Source organism: Gilliamella intestini (assembly GCF_900094935.1).
Lineage (GTDB): Bacteria > Pseudomonadota > Gammaproteobacteria > Enterobacterales > Orbaceae > Gilliamella > Gilliamella intestini.
The window spans coordinates 1-19,015 of record NZ_FMBA01000041.1 but is presented as its reverse complement, the minus strand read 5'-3'; the positions used below and the strand labels follow the sequence as shown (position 1 = coordinate 19,015).

Below are 19,015 nucleotides of genomic sequence, written 5' to 3'. Positions count from 1 at the left end.
ATTGAACGATTTAATCGGACTTATCGAACTGAAGTGTTAGATTTATATCTTTTTAACAACCTAGCGCAAGCAAGGAGAATAACCGAAGAATGGTTAACGATTTATAACACCGAAAGGCCTCATGAAGCACTAAATAATATGACGCCGATTGAGTATAAAACACTAAAACAAGCAGCATGATTTTCTACGTAAGCTGTGTACTAAGTTTGGGGTATTTACACATCAATAATTTCCTTCAGAAACGCGATATCAAATATTGCTCTAGTTTATAGTCTTTTCCAAAAACTATAAACTAGAGCGTGATTTAATTACTGGCAGTAATTCTGACAAATCTGACTTGTGCTGTTTTTCAGTATTTTTTAGATTATTTAATAATAAAGTTGCGGTATAGTCTCCTATTTTTGAGGATTGTAACGCCACTGTTGTTAACGCAGGAAAGCTCACTTGACTAAATTCATTATCACCAAACCCACTTACAGCTAATTGATGAGGAACACGAATATGGCGTCGCTGGCATTCATACAGTACTCCACAAGCTAATTCATCGGTAGTGCAAATTAGGGCGTCAAGTTCTGACCAATTTAAAAGGATATCGGGTAACAATTCAGCTCCTGTGCTAAAATTTGCTGGTTTAGCTGCATTAACAATCCGATGGGAAGGTAAATGATAAGTAAGCATCGCTTTGTACCAACCATGTAAGCGTTGTTGAAAAAGGTGGTATTGCTGATTAGCACACAATAATGCAATATTTTGGTAACCTTTTTTAATAACATATTCAGTGAACTTATACATTGCAAAACTATCATCAAATTCAACATTAATATTGATTAATTCATCATACTTTTTCCCAACATTCATAATTGGCACTGTTTTATTCTGAGCAATTTTCTTTATAAGATTTTCATTCTCAACATAAAATAACAATATTGCTTCAAGATTATGACTGTAAAGTGTGTCTAATAATTGTGATTTAGACTTATGATAATGATAAGACTCTATGATAAATGTTGTATAACCTTTTTTTATTAAATTTGCTTGTAATGAGTCGAGCAATAGTTGAGCTGAATGGTCATATATTTTCGTTGTAATAATCGCAATAACTTGATTGGAAGATGCAGATGCTAATAAACTGGCTGCAATATTAGGTTTGTATCCTAACGTATCAACTGCAAGTTGAATTTTTTGCCTAAGCTTATCTGATACTAGTTCCGGTGTTCGTAACGCTCTAGATACCGTCATAGTTCCTACACCTGCATGTTTAGCAACATCAAATAAAGTAATTTGTCCTGTACTCCTACGCTTTTTGGTATCCTGCATCTTTCATCCCGATTGACTTTTATTTAATCTTCTTATTTATACAAACTTTACCTTAAAAATAGAAAACTAATAGAAGACTATCATTAATTATGTCTTATATGATGATTTTATATGTAGGAATTAGTTGTATTGTTTAGACTTTCTAATTAAAATAATTCCCTAGAATTATATTGTTATTCCTGCAATTTATTTTTTGCGCATCAACAATGCATCACCCCAATTAACCTTTTTTTCTATGCCTTGATTTTTATTTTGTTGTTGTTGAGCATTATCGTTATCAGCAAATTCTGTTGTGGTTTCTATTTTTTCAGTTTTCCCCAAGTTTTCAATTTTGTCTACATGTATCAAAGTCTTATTTTTTTTGCGAGGTAGTTTATCTAAAAATGAAAGTAATGCTTTTGTGTATTCATCTTCAGGAGAATAGAAGATCTTTTCACGTGAGCCTTGCTCGATAATGCTCCCCTCTTTCATTACAACCACTTGATGACACATAGAATAAACCAAAGCTAAATCATGGCTAATAAATAAATAACTAAGCTGATGCTTTTCTTGCAATGATTTAAGTAAATTAATAATTTGTTTTTGAATAGTATGATCTAACGATGAAGTAGGTTCGTCTAAAATTAATAATTCTGGCTGTAAAATTAAAGCTCGAGCAATAGCTATTCGTTGACGTTGCCCTCCCGAAAACTCGGTCGGATAGCGATAACGCATATCTGGATCAAGCCCAACTTCTTGCATAATATCAATTACCGCCTGCTCACACTGAACTTTACTTAGTTTTTTATGAGTCATTAATCCTTCACTAATAATTTGCTCAACATTGAGGCGAGGATTAAGCGAAGAAAACGGATCTTGAAATACTACTTGGATACGACTCCGAAATGGTAATAATTTTTTACCAGTTAAATTCTGTATCGGATGGCTGTCAAATACAATATCGCCCTGTGATTTAATCAAGCGTAAAATAGCTAGTGCTGTGGTACTTTTTCCCGATCCTGATTCACCAACAATTCCAACCGTTTTACCTTGATGTACAGCAAAACCTATATTGTTGACAATTTTCTTCTTTTGGTTGCTAAATAAACGTTTTTTGGTAATAACTTCAACACTAAGGTGATTAACATTAAGCAATATTCCAGGTGAATCAGGCAATGGCACTGGTTCACCTTTTGGCTCTGAATTCAATAGTGTTTGAGTATATTCATGCTGTGGACGTAAAAAGATACGCTGTTTATTATTGTATTCGACAATTTGTCCTTGTTGCATAACAGCCACTTTATCAGCAAGCTTTTTAACAATACCAAGGTTATGTGAAATAAAAAGCATACTCATATTGAGTTCTTTTTTTAACTCTTTTAGTAACTGAATAATTTGCGCCTGTACAGATACATCTAGTGCCGTTGTCGGTTCATCAGCAATAAGTAACTTAGGATGCGTTAATATTGCCATAGCAATCATTACTCGCTGCCTTTCGCCACCAGATAGTTGATGAGGATAAGCTGATAATTTACTTTTTGGTTCCTTAATGCCTACACGATCAAGGTATTGTAAAATTTCGCCACGAGCTTGATTACGCCTCATTCCTCGATGTAACGCCAGCACTTCATAAAGTTGCTTTTCAACTGTATGTAGAGGATTTAATGACACCATCGGTTCTTGGAAGATCATGCTAATTTCATTGCCACGAACTTTACGAATTTCTTTATCTGGCGCATGTAATAATGATTTTCCTTCAAACAAAATATCGCCAGTTGGGTATACCACTTGTTCTTTACGTAGTAGTCGTAAAATTGATAATGCGGTAATGCTTTTCCCTGAGCCTGATTCCCCCACTAGCGCAAGTGTTTCTTGCTCATTAATATCAAAACTAACATGACTTACTACTTGCGGTAGTAAATGCGTACCGCGTTTAAATGCAACACTTAAATCCTGAACGGATAATAAAGGAGAACTCATTGATACACTCCTTTGTTTGGATCAAATGCATCTCTTACTGCTTCACCAATAAAAATAAGCAGTGACAGTAAAGTTGCAATAACTAAAAATGAACTGATGCCAAGCCAAGGAGCTTGTAGATTGTTTTTACCTTGTAGTAATAATCGTCCTAGCGATGGTGAATCAATCGGTAAACCAAAACCTAAAAAATCTAGCGCTGTTAGTGTGGTTATCGAACCACAAAGTATAAAAGGTAGAAAGGTTAATGTTGCCACCATGGCATTAGGCAAGATATGACGAAACATAATTTTAGTGTCACTAACTCCCATTGCTTTAGCTGCACGAATATAATCAAAATTGCGAGTACGCAAAAATTCAGTACGCACTACACCGACTAAAGCCATCCAACCAAATAATACGGTAATACCTAATAACCACCAAAAATTAAGCGGTAAAATACTGGCTAATAGAATAATAACAAATAATTCTGGCAATCCACTCCATATTTCGATAAAGCGTTGACCAATTAGATCAATTTTACCGCCATAATAGCCTTGTATAGCCCCAAAAATGACACCAATAATTGAAGTGAAAATCGTCAAGAAAATCGCAAAAAACATAGATAGGCGAAAACCATATAAAATATTGGCTAATACATCGAAACCTGCATCAGTGGTACCTAACCAATGCGATGCTGAAGGTGGCGTTGGAAACGTGCTTGATGTATCGTAAACTAATGTATTATAGCTATAGCGAAATGGCGCCCATAAAATCCAGCCATTAGCTTCTATTTTATTTTGTACAGCAGGATCTAGAAAGTTAGTTTGCGTGGCTAATTGCCCACCAAATTCCGTTTCTGGATAAAAATGAAAAATCGGCGAATAGTAATTATCCTGATACTTAATAAAAATCGGTCTATCGTTAACAATAAAATCAGCAAATAAGCTAATCACAAAACAGATCATAAATAACCAAAGTGAATAATAACCACGACGATTTTGTTTAAATCGTTGCCAACGCTGTTGATTAATAGAGTAATGGGTGGTCATTAGTTGCGAGCCTCAAAGTCAATACGGGGGTCAATCATCATATAAGATAAATCAGATAATAATTTAGTAATAAGGCTGATTAATGTAAAGATATACAATGAACCAAAAATCACTGGGTAATCACGTTGTATAATTGCCTCATATCCCAATAGCCCAAGTCCATTAAGCGAAAAGATAATTTCAATCAATAATGAACCAGTAAATAAAATACCAACAAAAGCCGCAGGAAAGCCCGATACAATCAGTAATGTTGCATTGCGAAAAACATGTTTATATAAAATTTTTCTTTCACTTAATCCTTTTGCACGTGCGGTTATTACATATTGTTTGCGAATTTCATCTAAAAATGAATTTTTAGTTAGCATGGTGAGTGATGCAAAACCGCCAATGACCATTGCAATAGTGGGTAAACAGATGTGCCATGCGTAGTCTTTTATTTTGCCCCAAAAATCGAGTTGTTCAAAATGGTTTGATATTAGCCCACGTAGAGGAAAAATATCCCAATAACTACCACCAGCAAATAATACAATCAATAAAACAGCGAGTAAAAAAGCAGGTATCGCATAGCCAATAATAATTAATGTACTTGACCAAAAATCAAATGCAGAACCATCTTTCACTGCTTTGCGAATGCCTAGCGGGATTGAAATTAAATAAACAATCAAAGTACTCCATAATCCCAATGAAATTGAAACAGGTAAACTTTTGGCAATTAAACCTAATACCGATTCACTTTTAAAAAAACTGTTACCAAAATCAAATAATATATATTTCTTTAGTGTTTCGATATAACGTTCAAATATCGGTTTATCAAAACCGTACTGCTTTTCGATCATTGCGACAACTTGGGGATCAAGACCACGTGAACCTCGATAATTTGATTCATTTTTATACTTCTGCACTGACGCAGATGAACCACCGCTCCCAGGCAATAACCCTTGCCCTGCTTGCGGTCCGTTTTCAATCATTGCAAGCACCTGATCAACGGGTCCACCTGGCGCAACTTGTACAATAAAAAAGTTGATAGTTAAAATCACAAACAATGTTGGAATAATCAGCAACAGTCGACGAATAAGGTAATTTAACATATTAATGTTCTCAATTTTTAGGCAGGCTAGCTGCTTTGTTTGCATCATACCACCAACTATCAATCCCAATTGCATAAGTAGGTTGTATAGCTGGTTGCCCAAATTTATTCCAGTATGCATAATACGTTTTACTGTTATACCACATTGGAATCATCGGATATTCTTGCGTTAAAATACGATCGAGTGCTCGTCCTAGCGGAACTAACTCTTCTTGATTATCCACATTCTTGATAATTTCAGCAATAATGGCATCAATAGCCTTATTATGCAAACCCGAAGCATTCCATGATGAGTTAAGATACTCGCTTCCCCAAAGCACCAGCAAACTAGAACTTGGGTAATTTACGGCATAATAATCACGTGCAACCATATCATAATCACGTTCACGAACACGTCGTAATTGTTGTGCTGAATCTAGCAAGGTAATATTCATGGTGATCCCCAAACGTGCTAAATTTTGTTGAAAGGGAATGGCATATTTAATATCACTACCAAGGTAACTGATCAGTTCAAATTCAAATGGTTGCTGCGTTTTAGTGTTAATAAGCTTGCCGTCTTTAACTTCCCAGCCAGCTTGTTTTAGTAATTCAGCTGCCTTTAATAAATTATCACGATTAAAGCCCAGACCATCGCTTTTTGGCACATAATAGGCATTACCAAAAGCACTTTTTGGAATAATATCTTTATAGGCATTAAGCCATTTTAATTCTTGCTCGCTAGGTGTGCCAGTTGCTGCATAAATGGTGTTTTCAAAAAAGCTATAAGGTCTTTTGTAACTGTCATAATAAAAGGCATGATTTAGCCATTCAAAATCAAATGCCAAGGTAATGGCTTCACGAACTTTAATATCTTTAAATAGATCTTTTTGTAAATTAAACGCAAGCCATTTAGTGTCGGTAGCTGTTTGAACTGGCTTTTCTTGTTTAATAATATGGTTAGAATCAAAATATCTACCTTGATATTGAGTAAACCAGTTTTTAGGTTGATCTTCAGCACGCAAATCATATTCGCCTGCTTTAAAGGCTTCTAGCGAAACGTTATCATCCATATAATAATCAATACGTTTTTCGTCAAAATTATCTAAGCCTTTATTAATAGGTAAATCACGCGCCCAATAATTTGGATTACGTCGATAAACAACATATTGCCCTAATTTATATTCGCTAATATAGTATGGACCACTACCAATTGGTGGCGTAGTTAATGGTTCAGAAAGATCATGATCTTTCCAAAAATGTTTCGGCATAACTCGCATACTACCAACGAATGAAAAGAGTTTTTCACGATCGGAATCAGGAATATCAACACGCACATGATGATCATCTATTGCCTTAACTGTAATGCCTTTATTATAAACACGATACGGAGGCACACCTTCGGTCATAAATTTATTAAAGGTAAATTCAACATCGTGAGCAGTTATTGGTTTCCCATCTTGAAAACGAGCGTTGGAATTAATAGTAACCTCAGCCCAACGATAACTATCAGAATAAGTTATTGATGTCGCAATAAGTGGATAAAAACTTGAGATATCATCGGCTGTATTAGTAAACAGACTATCATACAGCGATCCTGAATTACGTTCAGGTGCCCCACGGCTAGCAAAGCGGTTCAAATTATCAAAAGAGCCAACTTCTGCCAGTTTAATCACACCACCTTTAGGTGCATCAGGATTGACATAATCAAGATGCTGAAAATGATCTGGATATTTAGGATTTCCCGAAAGTGAATAGATTGTTTTATGATAAATTACCTCATGTGACCGGTGTGGACCAATAATATCGATTAGGTCATTGTCAGGTAATTCTGTTTGAGGATTAACACTAACTTCCACCTCGGTTTGAAACTCAGACTGAGGATGCACTGATTGTTCTTCATCAGCAAAGACAGGCGCAGAACAAACGACCATACCGCTTAAGTAACTCAAGATGAATAATATTTTTATAGGTTGTTTTATTCGACTAATCATCCTAATTCCATTCCTGCTCTATTTAACAATAGCATATTTATGTAATTTCTTATTGATTATTAACAAATCAGTCATTAAAGGTAATCACAATTCCCCAATTAACTTGTCTATTTTGCCAAACTTCAACTAAATGAGCAAAACCTAATTAATAAGATAAAAATATAATGAGAGTACTCGTTAAAAATACACATTTGATAAAAAATGAGTGTAAGAATTTCTCACTTTGTTTACAGTAATTTTTGAAATTACTGCAATGAATACATATAAAAAACAAAACTAATGCCTTGTCATAGACAAACGATAGTGCGCTTATATCATAAAGACAAATAACCGTTACTAATTTGGCTAAACGCTTTATGGTCAGTCGACCTACTAGGTTAAACGGCTTTGTTATTGCGGTTAAATCCTTATTTAAAAAGATATAATAATACGTTAATTTTTAACAAGTTAAACAAAAATTTGGGATTTTTTACTTAAACACTATACATTCCTGAAACTTCTTGACAAAAATGAGGCTATCTATCTTTGTTTGTTAGATAAGTTTTTGTTTAGATAAACTGCGTGATAATCAGCGTATCAATCAAAAATTCATAAAAACCATCTACCCACAAACAATGAGAAAGCCGAAAGCATGATACAAACTTTAATTGAGATGTGGCATAATCAACAAATATTTAGTAATACAAAAGATAGAAAACCAAAGCTTAAATGCTTTATGCGTTTTTAGCGAATTATTTTAATCATGAAGTGTAAATAACTCGGCGTTTTCCTACATATTAACTGTTATAATAACAGTTAAATCCCAAAAGTGATTTTGGAGAAAATACCTTATGAGTTTTTAGAGGATTATTTTAACCATGAAGTGTAAACAACCTTGTATTTTCCTAGATATTAATTTATTTAATTGGTTCATTATACAAAAACGAATACTTACTTTTTTATTAGCATCTTGTGTGTCGTTCATATCAATAAATGTTATGGCGCTAACTTGTAGTGATAACCTTACTAAAAATACTGTTGAGTCAAATAATTATATCTTTCAGATTATTGATTATATTGACTCACCAATAAAAGATATTAAGCAAGAGATTAGAATTTCAACGACAAAATTAGGTAGTGATAGCGATGATGTAAGTAGTATGACGGCTAAGCATACACTAACGTATGATTCTAATGGACTTATCACACAAAGCCATTACGATCTTTATTCAGAAAAAAACATCCGAATTTATTCCGAGCACTTACAAAAAAATAAATCAGGTTGGGAAAATATTATTGAAGATGTAGAAGATAAAACCAATAGCATTATTCAATTTAGTACCGATGAACAAGGTAAAATTGTAGTATCTCAACAAACCAAAAAAGCGGCCGATTTTGTTTTTATTGAAACCGATAATTATCTGTACGACACTAATAATTGCCTGATCAATAAAAATGTACAATGGCAACTAAAAGAAATTAATGAGAATGGTCAGTACACTCGTACAGAACAAAAAGGGGGGTCAACCTATACGTTTGAATATCAAAATCAACAGTTATCTAAAGTACTGTATCAATTTAGTAATAATATGAAAAACGAAAGTGATTTTTCATATCAATATGATAATGAACATCATCGATTAATATCCATCGACTCTTCTTATTTATCAGCAGGTAAAGAAGCTGCTCATTACACCACTAAATTTTTAACTTTTAATGAAAAAAATGATTGGTTGACAGTAACTAAAGTTAAAAATAACCAATATGGTAAGCAAACAACGGTGACTCGAGAATTGACTTATTATTAGTTTTTAGAAATACAAAAAACGTTATTTGATTGATAGTGTTTTTTGTATTCTATTCATTTATTAAAAAATACCATCACATTCGAATAAACAATAGATAAATAGCATGCAATATCCATGCTAATGCCACCCCCAATGTCAATAATTTTTCACGTTTGGGGTGGATTTTATGCTCGTGCAAAATAGTCAAAATTTGTTGTAATCCATACCAGATAGGTAATGAAATCGTCAAAAATAAAAAAATTTTACCAATTTCTGTGTTAGCTATTTTAAGAATATAAGATCGCGTAATTACATCACCAAATGGAATCATAAATACCATAATGATTAGTACAATGGGAAAAAAAATAGCAGCCCATGTTCCTCCAAGAAAAAACAAACTTTTTATTACTTTTCCATTTGTGTTTTTTGTTAGAATTTGTTGATTTTTCATTAATTCAATACCACTTATTTCAATACAAATAAAAATAAAAAACTCGATACTGCAAGTGTAACTGCCCACAATCCAACAATAACTAATAATGTATTAGATTGTTTATTAAACATTGAGCTAGAAATCGTTTTCGGGAGTAAATTAAACCAAACTATGGTATGGAAAACACTAATAAATAGCGCAATACAATTTAGTCCAACAATAAAAGGGCTACGCAAAAAAAAGATAAAACGATAAAATTCATCTTGTCCAACAGCATTAGTGTACATACAAACTACACCATAGATTAAAACTAAACTTACCCAAATCATCGAAAAAGGAACTAATTTATGCATGATAGTAATTATAAAAGGGCACTTTGCATTGATTTGAGTAGCTTCAAGGTGATTATTATTATCTTGTTGATTCATAAATATCTCTAGGTTGTATTATATTTCATGCGACTAATTTGTTTGGTAGGATTATTATTCAATCAGGTATTATAAGGATTAAACAGTTTTATGTCGCTAACTTATAACGAGCCATAATATAGCTTTTTAAAACAGCAATGCTATACAAAAAGTGCGTCAAATCTTAATGGTTGGTAATGCTTGGACAATGAATAATTAACTAGGCAATAAATCAAGTAAAAAAATCTTCACAAAAAGCTATAAAAATAATGCTAAATACTGGCCTAACTTATACTAAATTAGTCGTTGCGATACAAAGTATTTTATATTGAATATGGGGGTATGATTAATAAAAAATAATATCTTCTAGTATCATTTTAAACATTTCAAAATTAAATGAATCTTTTATTTATTGGTTTTTCATGGTTAATATAATTAAAACAACTAAAAAAAATAAAAAACATAAAATTTTATTATTTAAAATCAAAGTAAAATTGTTATAAAGTATATAACTTAAGCACATTATCCACCAATTATACCGATCCCATTAATTTGTCATTTTGGTCATGCAGCTTAAAGGTGATTAGGCATAATAAAAACGAAGACGGGAAATCATGAAGAACCAATACGCCTCAATGCGAAGCAATGTCAATATGTTAGGTACTTTACTAGGTAATGCGATAAAACGTGCTACTGGTAATGAAACATTTGAATTAGTTGAAAAGATAAGGCAGTTATCAAAATTAGCTCAACAAGGAAACACTCAAGCACATAATGAGCTACTCAAATTAATTGAAACTCTTAATGATGATGATTTATTGCATGTTGCTCGCGCATTTAATCAGTTTTTGAATTTAGTCAACACAGCTGCTGAGTATTATGGTATTTCGCCCCATGGTGAAGCATCTAGTAGTCCTAAAAAAATGACCGAATTATTTAGTACACTTAAAAATCTAAATTTTTCCAAAGAAGCTATTACAAATGCAATTAATGAACTGTCCATTGAATTAGTTTTAACTGCTCATCCAACAGAAATTAATCGCCGAACAATGATTAATACTTATACAGCTATTAATAACTGTTTATCCCAACTCGATCATGATGATCTAGCTGATTATGAAATAGAAAGAATTATGCGTCGCTTAAAACAGTTAGTTTGTCAGGCGTGGTATACCGATGAAATCCGTAAAAAACGCCCAACTCCGATTGATGAAGCAAAATGGGGGTTTTCAGTCATTGAAGATAGTTTATGGGAAGGCGTACCCCTATTTTTGCGAGAACTTAATGACCAGTTAGTTGATGCTTTTGATGAGCAATTATCGGTTGATCATGTGCCAGTAAAATTCACCTCATGGATGGGAGGAGATCGTGATGGAAACCCTAATGTAACAGCAAAAGTCACAGAAAAGGTAATGCTACAAGCAAGACTAAAAGCCATTGAATTATTTTTAGCTGATATTCAAATACTTGTTCGTGAACTTTCGATGACAGAATGTAGCGAATCAGTTATTGAACTGTTAGATGAAAATAATAAGACTATTTCTGAACCTTATCGCGCAGTAATGAAACAGTTACGAGCACGCTTAATTAAAACTCATAATTATATTGAAGCATTGCTAAATAATGAACGAGTATTACCACCTAGTGATATTCTAATTAAAAATCAACAATTATGGATACCACTTTATATCTGTTATGAATCATTAATTGATAATGGTATGTCAACCATAGCCCATGGACCATTACTTGATACTTTACGGCGTATAAAAAGTTTTGGCTTACAGTTGGTTAAATTAGATATCCGCCAAGACAGTTCAGTCCACATTGAAGCCTTAGATGCATTAACCAAAGAACTTAATTTAGGTAGCTATGCCCAATGGTCAGAGGAAGAAAAACAAGCGTTTTTATTAGCAGAATTACAATCAAATCGACCATTACTTCCTTATAGTTGGCAACCAACTGAAATGGTTCAAGAAGTTTTAGATACTTGTCGTGTTATCAAAAAAGCGGGGGAGGAGTCGATCGCTTCTTATGTAATATCAATGGCTAAAGCGCCTTCTGATATTTTAGCGGTTTACTTATTATTGAAAATTGTTGATTGCCAAAAGAATATTCCAATTGTACCGTTATTTGAAACATTAGAAGACTTAAACAATGCTAAATTGGTTATGCAAAAGTTACTGGATATTCCTTGGTATCGCGATAAAATTCACGGCAAGCAGATGGTGATGATTGGCTATTCAGATTCGGCTAAAGATGCAGGCTCGCTTGCGGCATCTTGGGCTCAATATCGGTCACAAGAGGAATTAGTTAACTTATTTGAAAAATATAATATTAATTTGGTGTTATTCCATGGACGAGGAGGATCAATTGGTCGAGGGGGCGCACCAGCTCATGCCGCACTGCTTTCGCAACCACCAGGATCATTAAAAGGAGGACTTAGAGTTACTGAACAAGGAGAAATGATCCGCTTTAAACTCGGTCTTCCAGAGGTGGCTCTCAGTAGTCTCATGCTTTATACCTCTGCTATTTTACAAGCCAATTTATTGCCACCACCGGCACCTAAGCAAGCATGGCGCGATATCATGGACGAAATGTCTGAACTTTCATGCAACTGTTATCGTAGTTATGTACGTGAACGAGCTGAATTTGTTGATTATTTTAGAGCCGTAACACCTGAGGCAGAATTAGGTAGATTACCACTAGGCTCAAGGCCGCAAAAACGTCGAACTGGAGGAGGCATAGAAAGTTTACGCGCTATTCCGTGGATTTTTGCTTGGACTCAAAACCGTTTAATGGTGCCATCTTGGCTTGGTGCAGGTAATGCGCTTAGAGCTATTATTAAGAAAGGTAAAAAAGATCTTCTTAAAGAAATGTATCACAATTGGCCTTTCTTTAATGCTCGTTTAGGTATGCTTGAAATGGTTTATGCCAAGGCGGCACCAAACATCCACAAATATTACGAACAGCGTTTAGTCGATCCGGCTTTATGGCCATTAGGTGAAGAATTAAGATACTTATTAACTAGAGATATTAATACGGTACTAACTATTACTGATGATATTAGCTTAATGGCTGATTTACCTTGGATAGCAAAATCAGTTGCCTTACGCAATACTTATATTGAACCATTAAATTTGTTACAAGTAGAATTATTAAATCGCTCACGAAAACACAGCAATAGTGAAAACATCATAGTAGAACAAGGATTAATGATTACTATTTCGGGGATTGCTGCTGGTATGCGAAATTCAGGGTAAAAATAATGAAAACCACTCATTTTTTATTTTTCAGATAATAAATATTCTAAATAAGTTTTAGCATCTTGGTCTCCTTGTTCGCTAGCTTTAGTAAACCAATAAATGGCACGATTGATATCTTTATCTGTGCCATTACCTTCTAGACATTTAATACCTAAATTATATTGAGCATCAATGCTGCCTTGCTCTGCAGCTTTTAAATACCATTCAACTGCTTTTTTTTCGTCTTTAGAAACACCACCGCCCACATCATACATCACACCAATATTATATTGCGCATCAGCATTGCCAGCTTCAGCGGCTTTAGTAAACCAATATGCAGCTTGTGTATTGTCCGGTTTAATTCCTGTACCTGTTACATACATAATGGCTAAATTATACATAGCTAGCACATGTCCATTTTCTGCCGCCTGCGCATAAAAATTGCTAGCGGCTATATAATCTTGGGTTAAACCCTCACCATTTTCAGACATTATGCCTAAATAGTATTGAGCTTCGGAGATATGATCCTTCGCGGCTTTACTAAACCAATCGGCGGCAGTTATTCGATCTTGTTGTACACCATCTCCAAAAAAATACATAATACCGAGATTTAAATAAGCATCATAAATACCAGCATCGCCAGCCTGTGAAAAGTAATCAACTGCAGTTAATGTGTTCTTTTCAACACCTTCACCTTCTTTATACATTAAAGCCAGATTATATTTAGCCAATGCATAATTTTGATCTGCCGCTAATTTAAAATATTTAAATGCTGCATTTAAATCACGTTGGGTACCTAAGCCACTTTGATACATAAATGCTAAGTTATTTTGTGCTTTGGCAAGCCCTTGTTCTGCTGCTTTTTTATACCAGAAAAAAGCACGAACATCACTAGCTTCAACACCTAATCCTTGTTTATAAATACTTCCTAAAGAGTATTGTGCTTCTGGATTTCCTTTTTCCGCAGATAAACGTAAAGAAGGGAGTAATAAATCTGACTCATCAAGCTTTAATTGAGTGTCATTGGGTTGCGTTTTATAATTTGCAGCCATTGCACCATAAGAAATGGATAATAATAATACTAATAGGATATTAATTTTTTTCATATTTTTTAAATTACGATAATATTTATACATAAATGTAACAAAAGGGAATAGTTCTTGTTTATTCGTTTTCAAATTATATTTTGGATATTATTCTATTTCATAATTTATTTTTAATAAACAAAACACTATAAACCTAACTCATCCCAAATCTCATCAATATGAGCAATCATTTTTGGATCTTTTTTAATTACTTTACCCCATTCTCGATTAGTTTCGCCTGACCATTTATTGGTTGCATCTAGACCCATTTTAGAACCTAAGCCTGAAATAGGCGAAGCAAAATCTAAATAGTCTATTGGAGTGTTATCAATAAATGTCGTATCTCGATGAGGATCCATCCGAGTTGAAATAGCCCACATCACATCTTTCCAATCACGAGCATTAATATCATCATCACAAACAATTACAAATTTGGTATACATAAATTGCCGTAAATAAGACCAAACCCCCATCATAACCCGTTTAGCATGACCAGGGTATTGCTTTTTAATTGTAACAATCGCAATACGGTATGAACACCCTTCTGGTGGTAAATAAAAATCCACAATTTCAGGAAATTGTTTTTGTAAAATAGGAATGAGCACTTCATTCAAAGCAAGTCCCATAACCGCAGGCTCATCTGGTGGCCTACCGGTATAAGTGGAATGATAAATCGCATCTTTACGGCGAGTTAAGTGCGTCACGGTAAATACGGGGAATTGCTCAATTTCATTATAATAACCTGTGTGATCGCCATATGGACCTTCTGATGCCAATTCATTAGGATCAATGTACCCCTCAAGAACTATCTCTGCACTAGCTGGAACGTCTAAATCATTTGATAACGATTTAACCACTTCTGTTCGGCTACCTCGTAATAACCCAGAAAAAGCATATTCGGGTAGAGTATCAGGCACGGGAGTCACAGCACCTAAAATGGTTGCAGGATCAGCTCCAATAGCAACACTAACTGGAAATCTTTCATTAGGATGAGCTTGTTGCCACTCAGCAAAATCAAGTGCGCCACCACGATGTGAAAGCCAACGCATGATTAATTTATTTTTTCCTAAACGCTGTAAGCGATAAATGCCTAAATTTTGCCGATCTTTATAAGGGCCTTTAGTTATTGTTAGCCCCCAAGATAATAGTGGCGCTACATCATCGGACCAACAATGCATAATAGGTAAACGAGTTAAATCCACCTCATCATCTTTAAAAATCACCTCTTGGCAGGGCGCTGATGAACGGTGTTTAACTGGCATATTTAATACTTGTTTATATTTAGGTAATACATTAAAAAATTGTTTTATACCTTTTGGTGGTTCAGGTTCACGCAAAAATGCCAATAATTCGCCAATTTCACGTAAAGCAGAAGTATCCTCACGCCCCATTCCCATGGCAACTCGTTTGGCGGTACCAAACAAATTGCATAAAACAGGCATATCATAACCAATCGGATTTTCGAATAATAAAGCAGGGCCTCCACTGCGTAAAACACGATCAGCAATTTCGGTCATTTCGAGATAAGGATTAACAGGAAAAGTAATTTTTTTTAATTCACCTTGCTGTTCAAGATAATCTAAAAAATCTCTAAAATTTGAAAAATGCATTTATTATTACTCCCTGTTACTGACTCATCTTGAGTTAACCAAATCTAAAAGTCTTTTAATCCTTAATGAAAACCTATCATGCAATTGAATTAGTCTGCATCAAAGTTTTCACTATATATAGGTACTTGTTTATTTTGATTACACTCAACAATTTTAGGTAATAAGGCATCAAATTGTTTTTTATCGATTTCAATGAATTTATCTTGATCAACTTGATAAAATAAAAATTGTTCAGATCGATCATCAAATAGAAACAAGGCTATCCAGTCATTTCGATCATCACTATTTTCATTAGCAAATATCTGAATAACACTATTTTCACGTTTTTCAGGTTGATCATGTAATTTATAATCAATTATCTTTTCAGCTATTTTTACATCATGCTCATCGAAAATAATATAATCATCTTGATTGGGCTGGCACTTTTTTATATTTATATCCGCATTACTAGTTGGCATAAAAAAATACAAGCAGGACAACGCAACGGCATATAGGCTTAATTTCATTTCAAACCTCTTAAATAGATTTAATCAAACTATGAATATTACCAATAGCTTCACTGTTATTTGGTGATAAAGTAAGATTGGCTGCTTCATCAATGGTTAACCATTGGTAAGCTAAATGCTCAGTAAGCATCGGTGTTATCTCTTTAATAACAGGCAGATAAAACCAATGTTCTTTATTTAGCTTAACTTCTGGCGCATATTTATGTCTAAATTGCGGGAAAATCTCAAATTCAACGGAATACTTTGCATCAATTAACTCAAGATTTTGCCCTATAATATCAATGCCTGTTTCTTCAAAAACCTCACGAATTGCTGTTTCTCGTGGTAACTCATTATCTTCCATACTACCTGTTACTGATTGCCAAAAATAAGGGTCGTCTTGGCGCTGCAACATAAGGCAACGGTTTGTTGTTTGGCAGAAAATCACCACCAGAACTGATTCAGGTTTTTTGAATTTTCGCATCAAATATCACTATTTTTTACTTACTTCAATACCAAGTTCAGTCAATGCTGCAACATTGGCTGGGCTTGGAGCATCAGTAAGTAAACAAGTTGCTGCTGTAGTTTTAGGAAACGCTATCACATCGCGAATATTATACGTTCCAGTTAATAACATACTTAATCGATCTAATCCAAATGCCAATCCTGCATGAGGAGGCGTGCCATATTTTAATGCATCAAGTAAAAAGCCAAATTTCTCACGTTGATCATGTTCATTAATACCTAAAATTGAAAAGACGGCTTGTTGCATTTCGCTACGGTGAATACGAACCGATCCTCCACCAACCTCATAACCATTAATTACCATATCATAAGCGTTTGCAACAGCATTTTCAGGATTATTCAGAAGTTCTTCTGGTGTATAATCTTTTGGTGACGTAAATGGATGATGCATAGCACTTAAACCTTCATCTGTTTCTTCAAACATTGGGAAATCAATAACCCAAAGTACCGCCCATTTACTTTCATCGGTTAAACCTAAATCTTTACCAACTTTTAAACGTAATGCCCCTAACGCATCACTCACAACTTTATAACTATCGGCACCAAATAATAAAATATCGCCATCTTTAGCATTGGCACGATTAAGAAGTGCTTCCATTTGCAATTCATTGAAGAATTTAGCAACAGGGCTTTGTACACCTTCTAACCCTTTATGACGTTCATTAACTTTAATCCAAGCCATACCTTTTGCGCCGTAAACCGAAATGAATTGCGTATATTCATCAAGTTGTTTACGTGTTAATTGTGTACCGTTTGGAACACAAAGCAACGCAACGCGTCCTTTCGGATCGTTAGCTGGTGTTGAAAACACTTTAAAATCAACATCTTTAACCAAATCAGCCACATCAATAATTTCAAGCGGATTACGTAAATCAGGCTTATCACTTCCAAAACGACGCATCGCTTCGGCAAAAGTCATAATAGGAAATTTACCTAAATCCACATTTTTCACATGTAACCAAAGCTCACGAATCATCTGCTCCATAACATCACGCACTTGCTCTGCTGTCATAAATGAAGTTTCAACATCGATTTGCGTAAACTCAGGCTGACGATCGGCTCGTAAATCTTCATCGCGAAAACATTTTACAATTTGATAATAACGGTCGAATCCTGACATCATTAGCAATTGTTTAAATAATTGTGGCGATTGTGGCAACGCATAGAACTCACCTTTATGAATTCGACTTGGAACCAAGTAATCTCGTGCCCCCTCAGGAGTTGCTTTAGTTAACATTGGCGTCTCTATATCTAAAAAACCATGTTCGTTCATAAACGAACGAACAAATGCGGTAATTTTAGCTCGCGTTTTAAAGATCGTTGCCATTTCAGGGCGGCGCAAGTCAATATAACGATATTTTAGACGTTGCTCTTCACTGTTGTTTTGATTGAAATCAAGAGGCAATACATCGCTACGATTAAATATTGTCAATTCAGTTGCCAAAATTTCAACCTCTCCGGTTGCCATATCTTTATTGATTTGACCCTCCGGACGGACTCTTACTTTACCTTTAATTTGGATACAAAATTCATTACGAAGCTCACCAGCAAGTTGATATGCTTGTTGATAATCAGGATCAAAAAAAACTTGCACAATACCTTCACGATCACGCATATCAATAAAAATCATACCACCTAAGTCTCGGCGTTTATTGACCCAACCACATAATGTTACTTCTTGATTAATATGACTTGCATTGAGTTGTCCGCAATAAATTGTTCTCATTAAAATACCCTGTAAACTATTAACAAAATGATAATTATTATAGAGCAATTTATCAGGGTATAAAGACCATGATTTAAAATAATTGTCATTTAATTTATTTATAGTTAGTTTTTGATAATAAATTTACTTTATGAAAGTTTTTATAAAATATAATTAAATTCAAAAAGATAATAATTACATCTTAATTTCATAAAAAATAGCATTAGATTTATCATTGAAAATAACTTGTTATATCAAATATTTATTAGGGGCTATTGATCTTTGCTGTACATAAATTACTCAACAATACATTGGCAGCCACATTAACATAAATGCCAGTGATACCATACTGGCATAATTCCTTTCTAACTTATCGTATCTAGTTGATATTGAACG

At 34.1% G+C, this 19,015-nt stretch carries 14 protein-coding genes and 2 pseudogenes; 3 read left to right on the top strand and 13 right to left on the bottom strand.

Translation table 11 applies throughout. The features are described from left to right. Nucleotides 1–180, top strand: a 180-nt coding sequence (locus tag GA0061080_RS09505) for an integrase core domain-containing protein (protein ID WP_141683130.1), incomplete at its 5' end; no start/stop codon positions are given. 105 nt (nt 181–285) lie between these two features. Here GA0061080_RS09505 and GA0061080_RS09500 read toward each other — a convergent pair. From GA0061080_RS09500 to GA0061080_RS09480, 5 genes and pseudogenes are all read right to left on the bottom strand, one after another. Continuing rightward, nucleotides 286–1,317, bottom strand: a complete 1,032-nt coding sequence (locus GA0061080_RS09500; RefSeq protein WP_091124695.1) for a LacI family DNA-binding transcriptional regulator — start codon at nt 1,315–1,317, stop codon at nt 286–288. Nucleotides 1,318–1,668: 351 nt separating this feature from the next. After that, a pseudogene (gene yejF, locus GA0061080_RS09495) lies at nt 1,669–3,276 on the bottom strand (microcin C ABC transporter ATP-binding protein YejF); the annotation flags it as partial. Next, the gene (locus GA0061080_RS09490) at nt 3,273–4,304 is read right to left on the bottom strand and encodes an ABC transporter permease (RefSeq protein WP_091124687.1); all 1,032 of its coding nucleotides are present in this window, start codon (nt 4,302–4,304) and stop codon (nt 3,273–3,275) included. The pseudogene yejF and the gene GA0061080_RS09490, both read right to left, overlap by 4 nt. Further along, the gene (locus GA0061080_RS09485; RefSeq protein ID WP_091124703.1) at nt 4,304–5,392 is read right to left on the bottom strand and encodes a microcin C ABC transporter permease YejB; all 1,089 of its coding nucleotides are present in this window, start codon (nt 5,390–5,392) and stop codon (nt 4,304–4,306) included. Before GA0061080_RS09485 ends, GA0061080_RS09490 begins: the two co-directional genes overlap by 1 nt. A 10-nt stretch (nt 5,393–5,402) precedes the next feature. Then, nucleotides 5,403–7,361: an extracellular solute-binding protein gene (locus tag GA0061080_RS09480; protein WP_209435799.1), complete on the bottom strand. Its 1,959-nt coding sequence runs from the start codon at nt 7,359–7,361 to the stop codon at nt 5,403–5,405. Nucleotides 7,362–8,218: 857 nt separating this feature from the next. Between GA0061080_RS09480 and GA0061080_RS09475 the strand changes: the two genes are divergently transcribed. Continuing rightward, nucleotides 8,219–9,148 carry a hypothetical protein gene (locus tag GA0061080_RS09475; protein ID WP_091124684.1) on the top strand — a complete coding sequence of 310 codons (930 nt, stop codon included), beginning with the start codon at nt 8,219–8,221 and terminating at the stop codon, nt 9,146–9,148. 73 nt (nt 9,149–9,221) lie between these two features. Here the strand turns inward: GA0061080_RS09475 and frdD are convergent, their stop codons facing one another. Together frdD and GA0061080_RS09465 are read right to left on the bottom strand one after the other, a co-directional pair. Then, the gene (gene frdD, locus GA0061080_RS09470; RefSeq protein ID WP_091124681.1) at nt 9,222–9,578 is read right to left on the bottom strand and encodes a fumarate reductase subunit FrdD; all 357 of its coding nucleotides are present in this window, start codon (nt 9,576–9,578) and stop codon (nt 9,222–9,224) included. Nucleotides 9,579–9,592: 14 nt separating this feature from the next. Further along, the gene (locus tag GA0061080_RS09465; RefSeq protein ID WP_091124678.1) at nt 9,593–9,988 is read right to left on the bottom strand and encodes a succinate dehydrogenase/fumarate reductase transmembrane subunit; all 396 of its coding nucleotides are present in this window, start codon (nt 9,986–9,988) and stop codon (nt 9,593–9,595) included. 593 nt (nt 9,989–10,581) lie between these two features. On the opposite strand from GA0061080_RS09465, the gene ppc reads away from it, so the two are divergent. After that, a complete protein-coding gene (gene ppc, locus GA0061080_RS09460) occupies nt 10,582–13,227 on the top strand; it encodes a phosphoenolpyruvate carboxylase (protein ID WP_091124674.1) in 2,646 nt (881 codons plus the stop codon). 23 nt (nt 13,228–13,250) lie between these two features. Here the strand turns inward: ppc and GA0061080_RS09455 are convergent, their stop codons facing one another. The 6 genes and pseudogenes from GA0061080_RS09455 to GA0061080_RS12435 all read right to left on the bottom strand — a co-directional run. Continuing rightward, the gene (locus tag GA0061080_RS09455) at nt 13,251–14,315 is read right to left on the bottom strand and encodes an SEL1-like repeat protein (RefSeq protein ID WP_167349216.1); all 1,065 of its coding nucleotides are present in this window, start codon (nt 14,313–14,315) and stop codon (nt 13,251–13,253) included. Nucleotides 14,316–14,440: 125 nt separating this feature from the next. Next, nucleotides 14,441–15,904 carry a 4-hydroxy-3-polyprenylbenzoate decarboxylase gene (gene ubiD / locus GA0061080_RS09450; RefSeq protein WP_091124667.1) on the bottom strand — a complete coding sequence of 488 codons (1,464 nt, stop codon included), beginning with the start codon at nt 15,902–15,904 and terminating at the stop codon, nt 14,441–14,443. Between the two features lie 89 nt (nt 15,905–15,993). Then, on the bottom strand, nt 15,994–16,410 hold the full coding sequence (locus GA0061080_RS09445; protein ID WP_091124664.1) for a hypothetical protein: 417 nt from the start codon (nt 16,408–16,410) through the stop codon (nt 15,994–15,996). 10 nt (nt 16,411–16,420) lie between these two features. Then, nucleotides 16,421–16,873, bottom strand: coding sequence for a dihydroneopterin triphosphate diphosphatase (nudB, locus tag GA0061080_RS09440; RefSeq protein WP_091124659.1), 453 nt, complete (start codon nt 16,871–16,873; stop codon nt 16,421–16,423). A 9-nt stretch (nt 16,874–16,882) separates the two neighbouring features. Then, nucleotides 16,883–18,640: an aspartate--tRNA ligase gene (gene aspS / locus GA0061080_RS09435; protein WP_091124655.1), complete on the bottom strand. Its 1,758-nt coding sequence runs from the start codon at nt 18,638–18,640 to the stop codon at nt 16,883–16,885. A gap of 279 nt (nt 18,641–18,919) precedes the next feature. After that, nucleotides 18,920–19,015: pseudogene (locus GA0061080_RS12435) on the bottom strand (IS5/IS1182 family transposase); the annotation flags it as partial.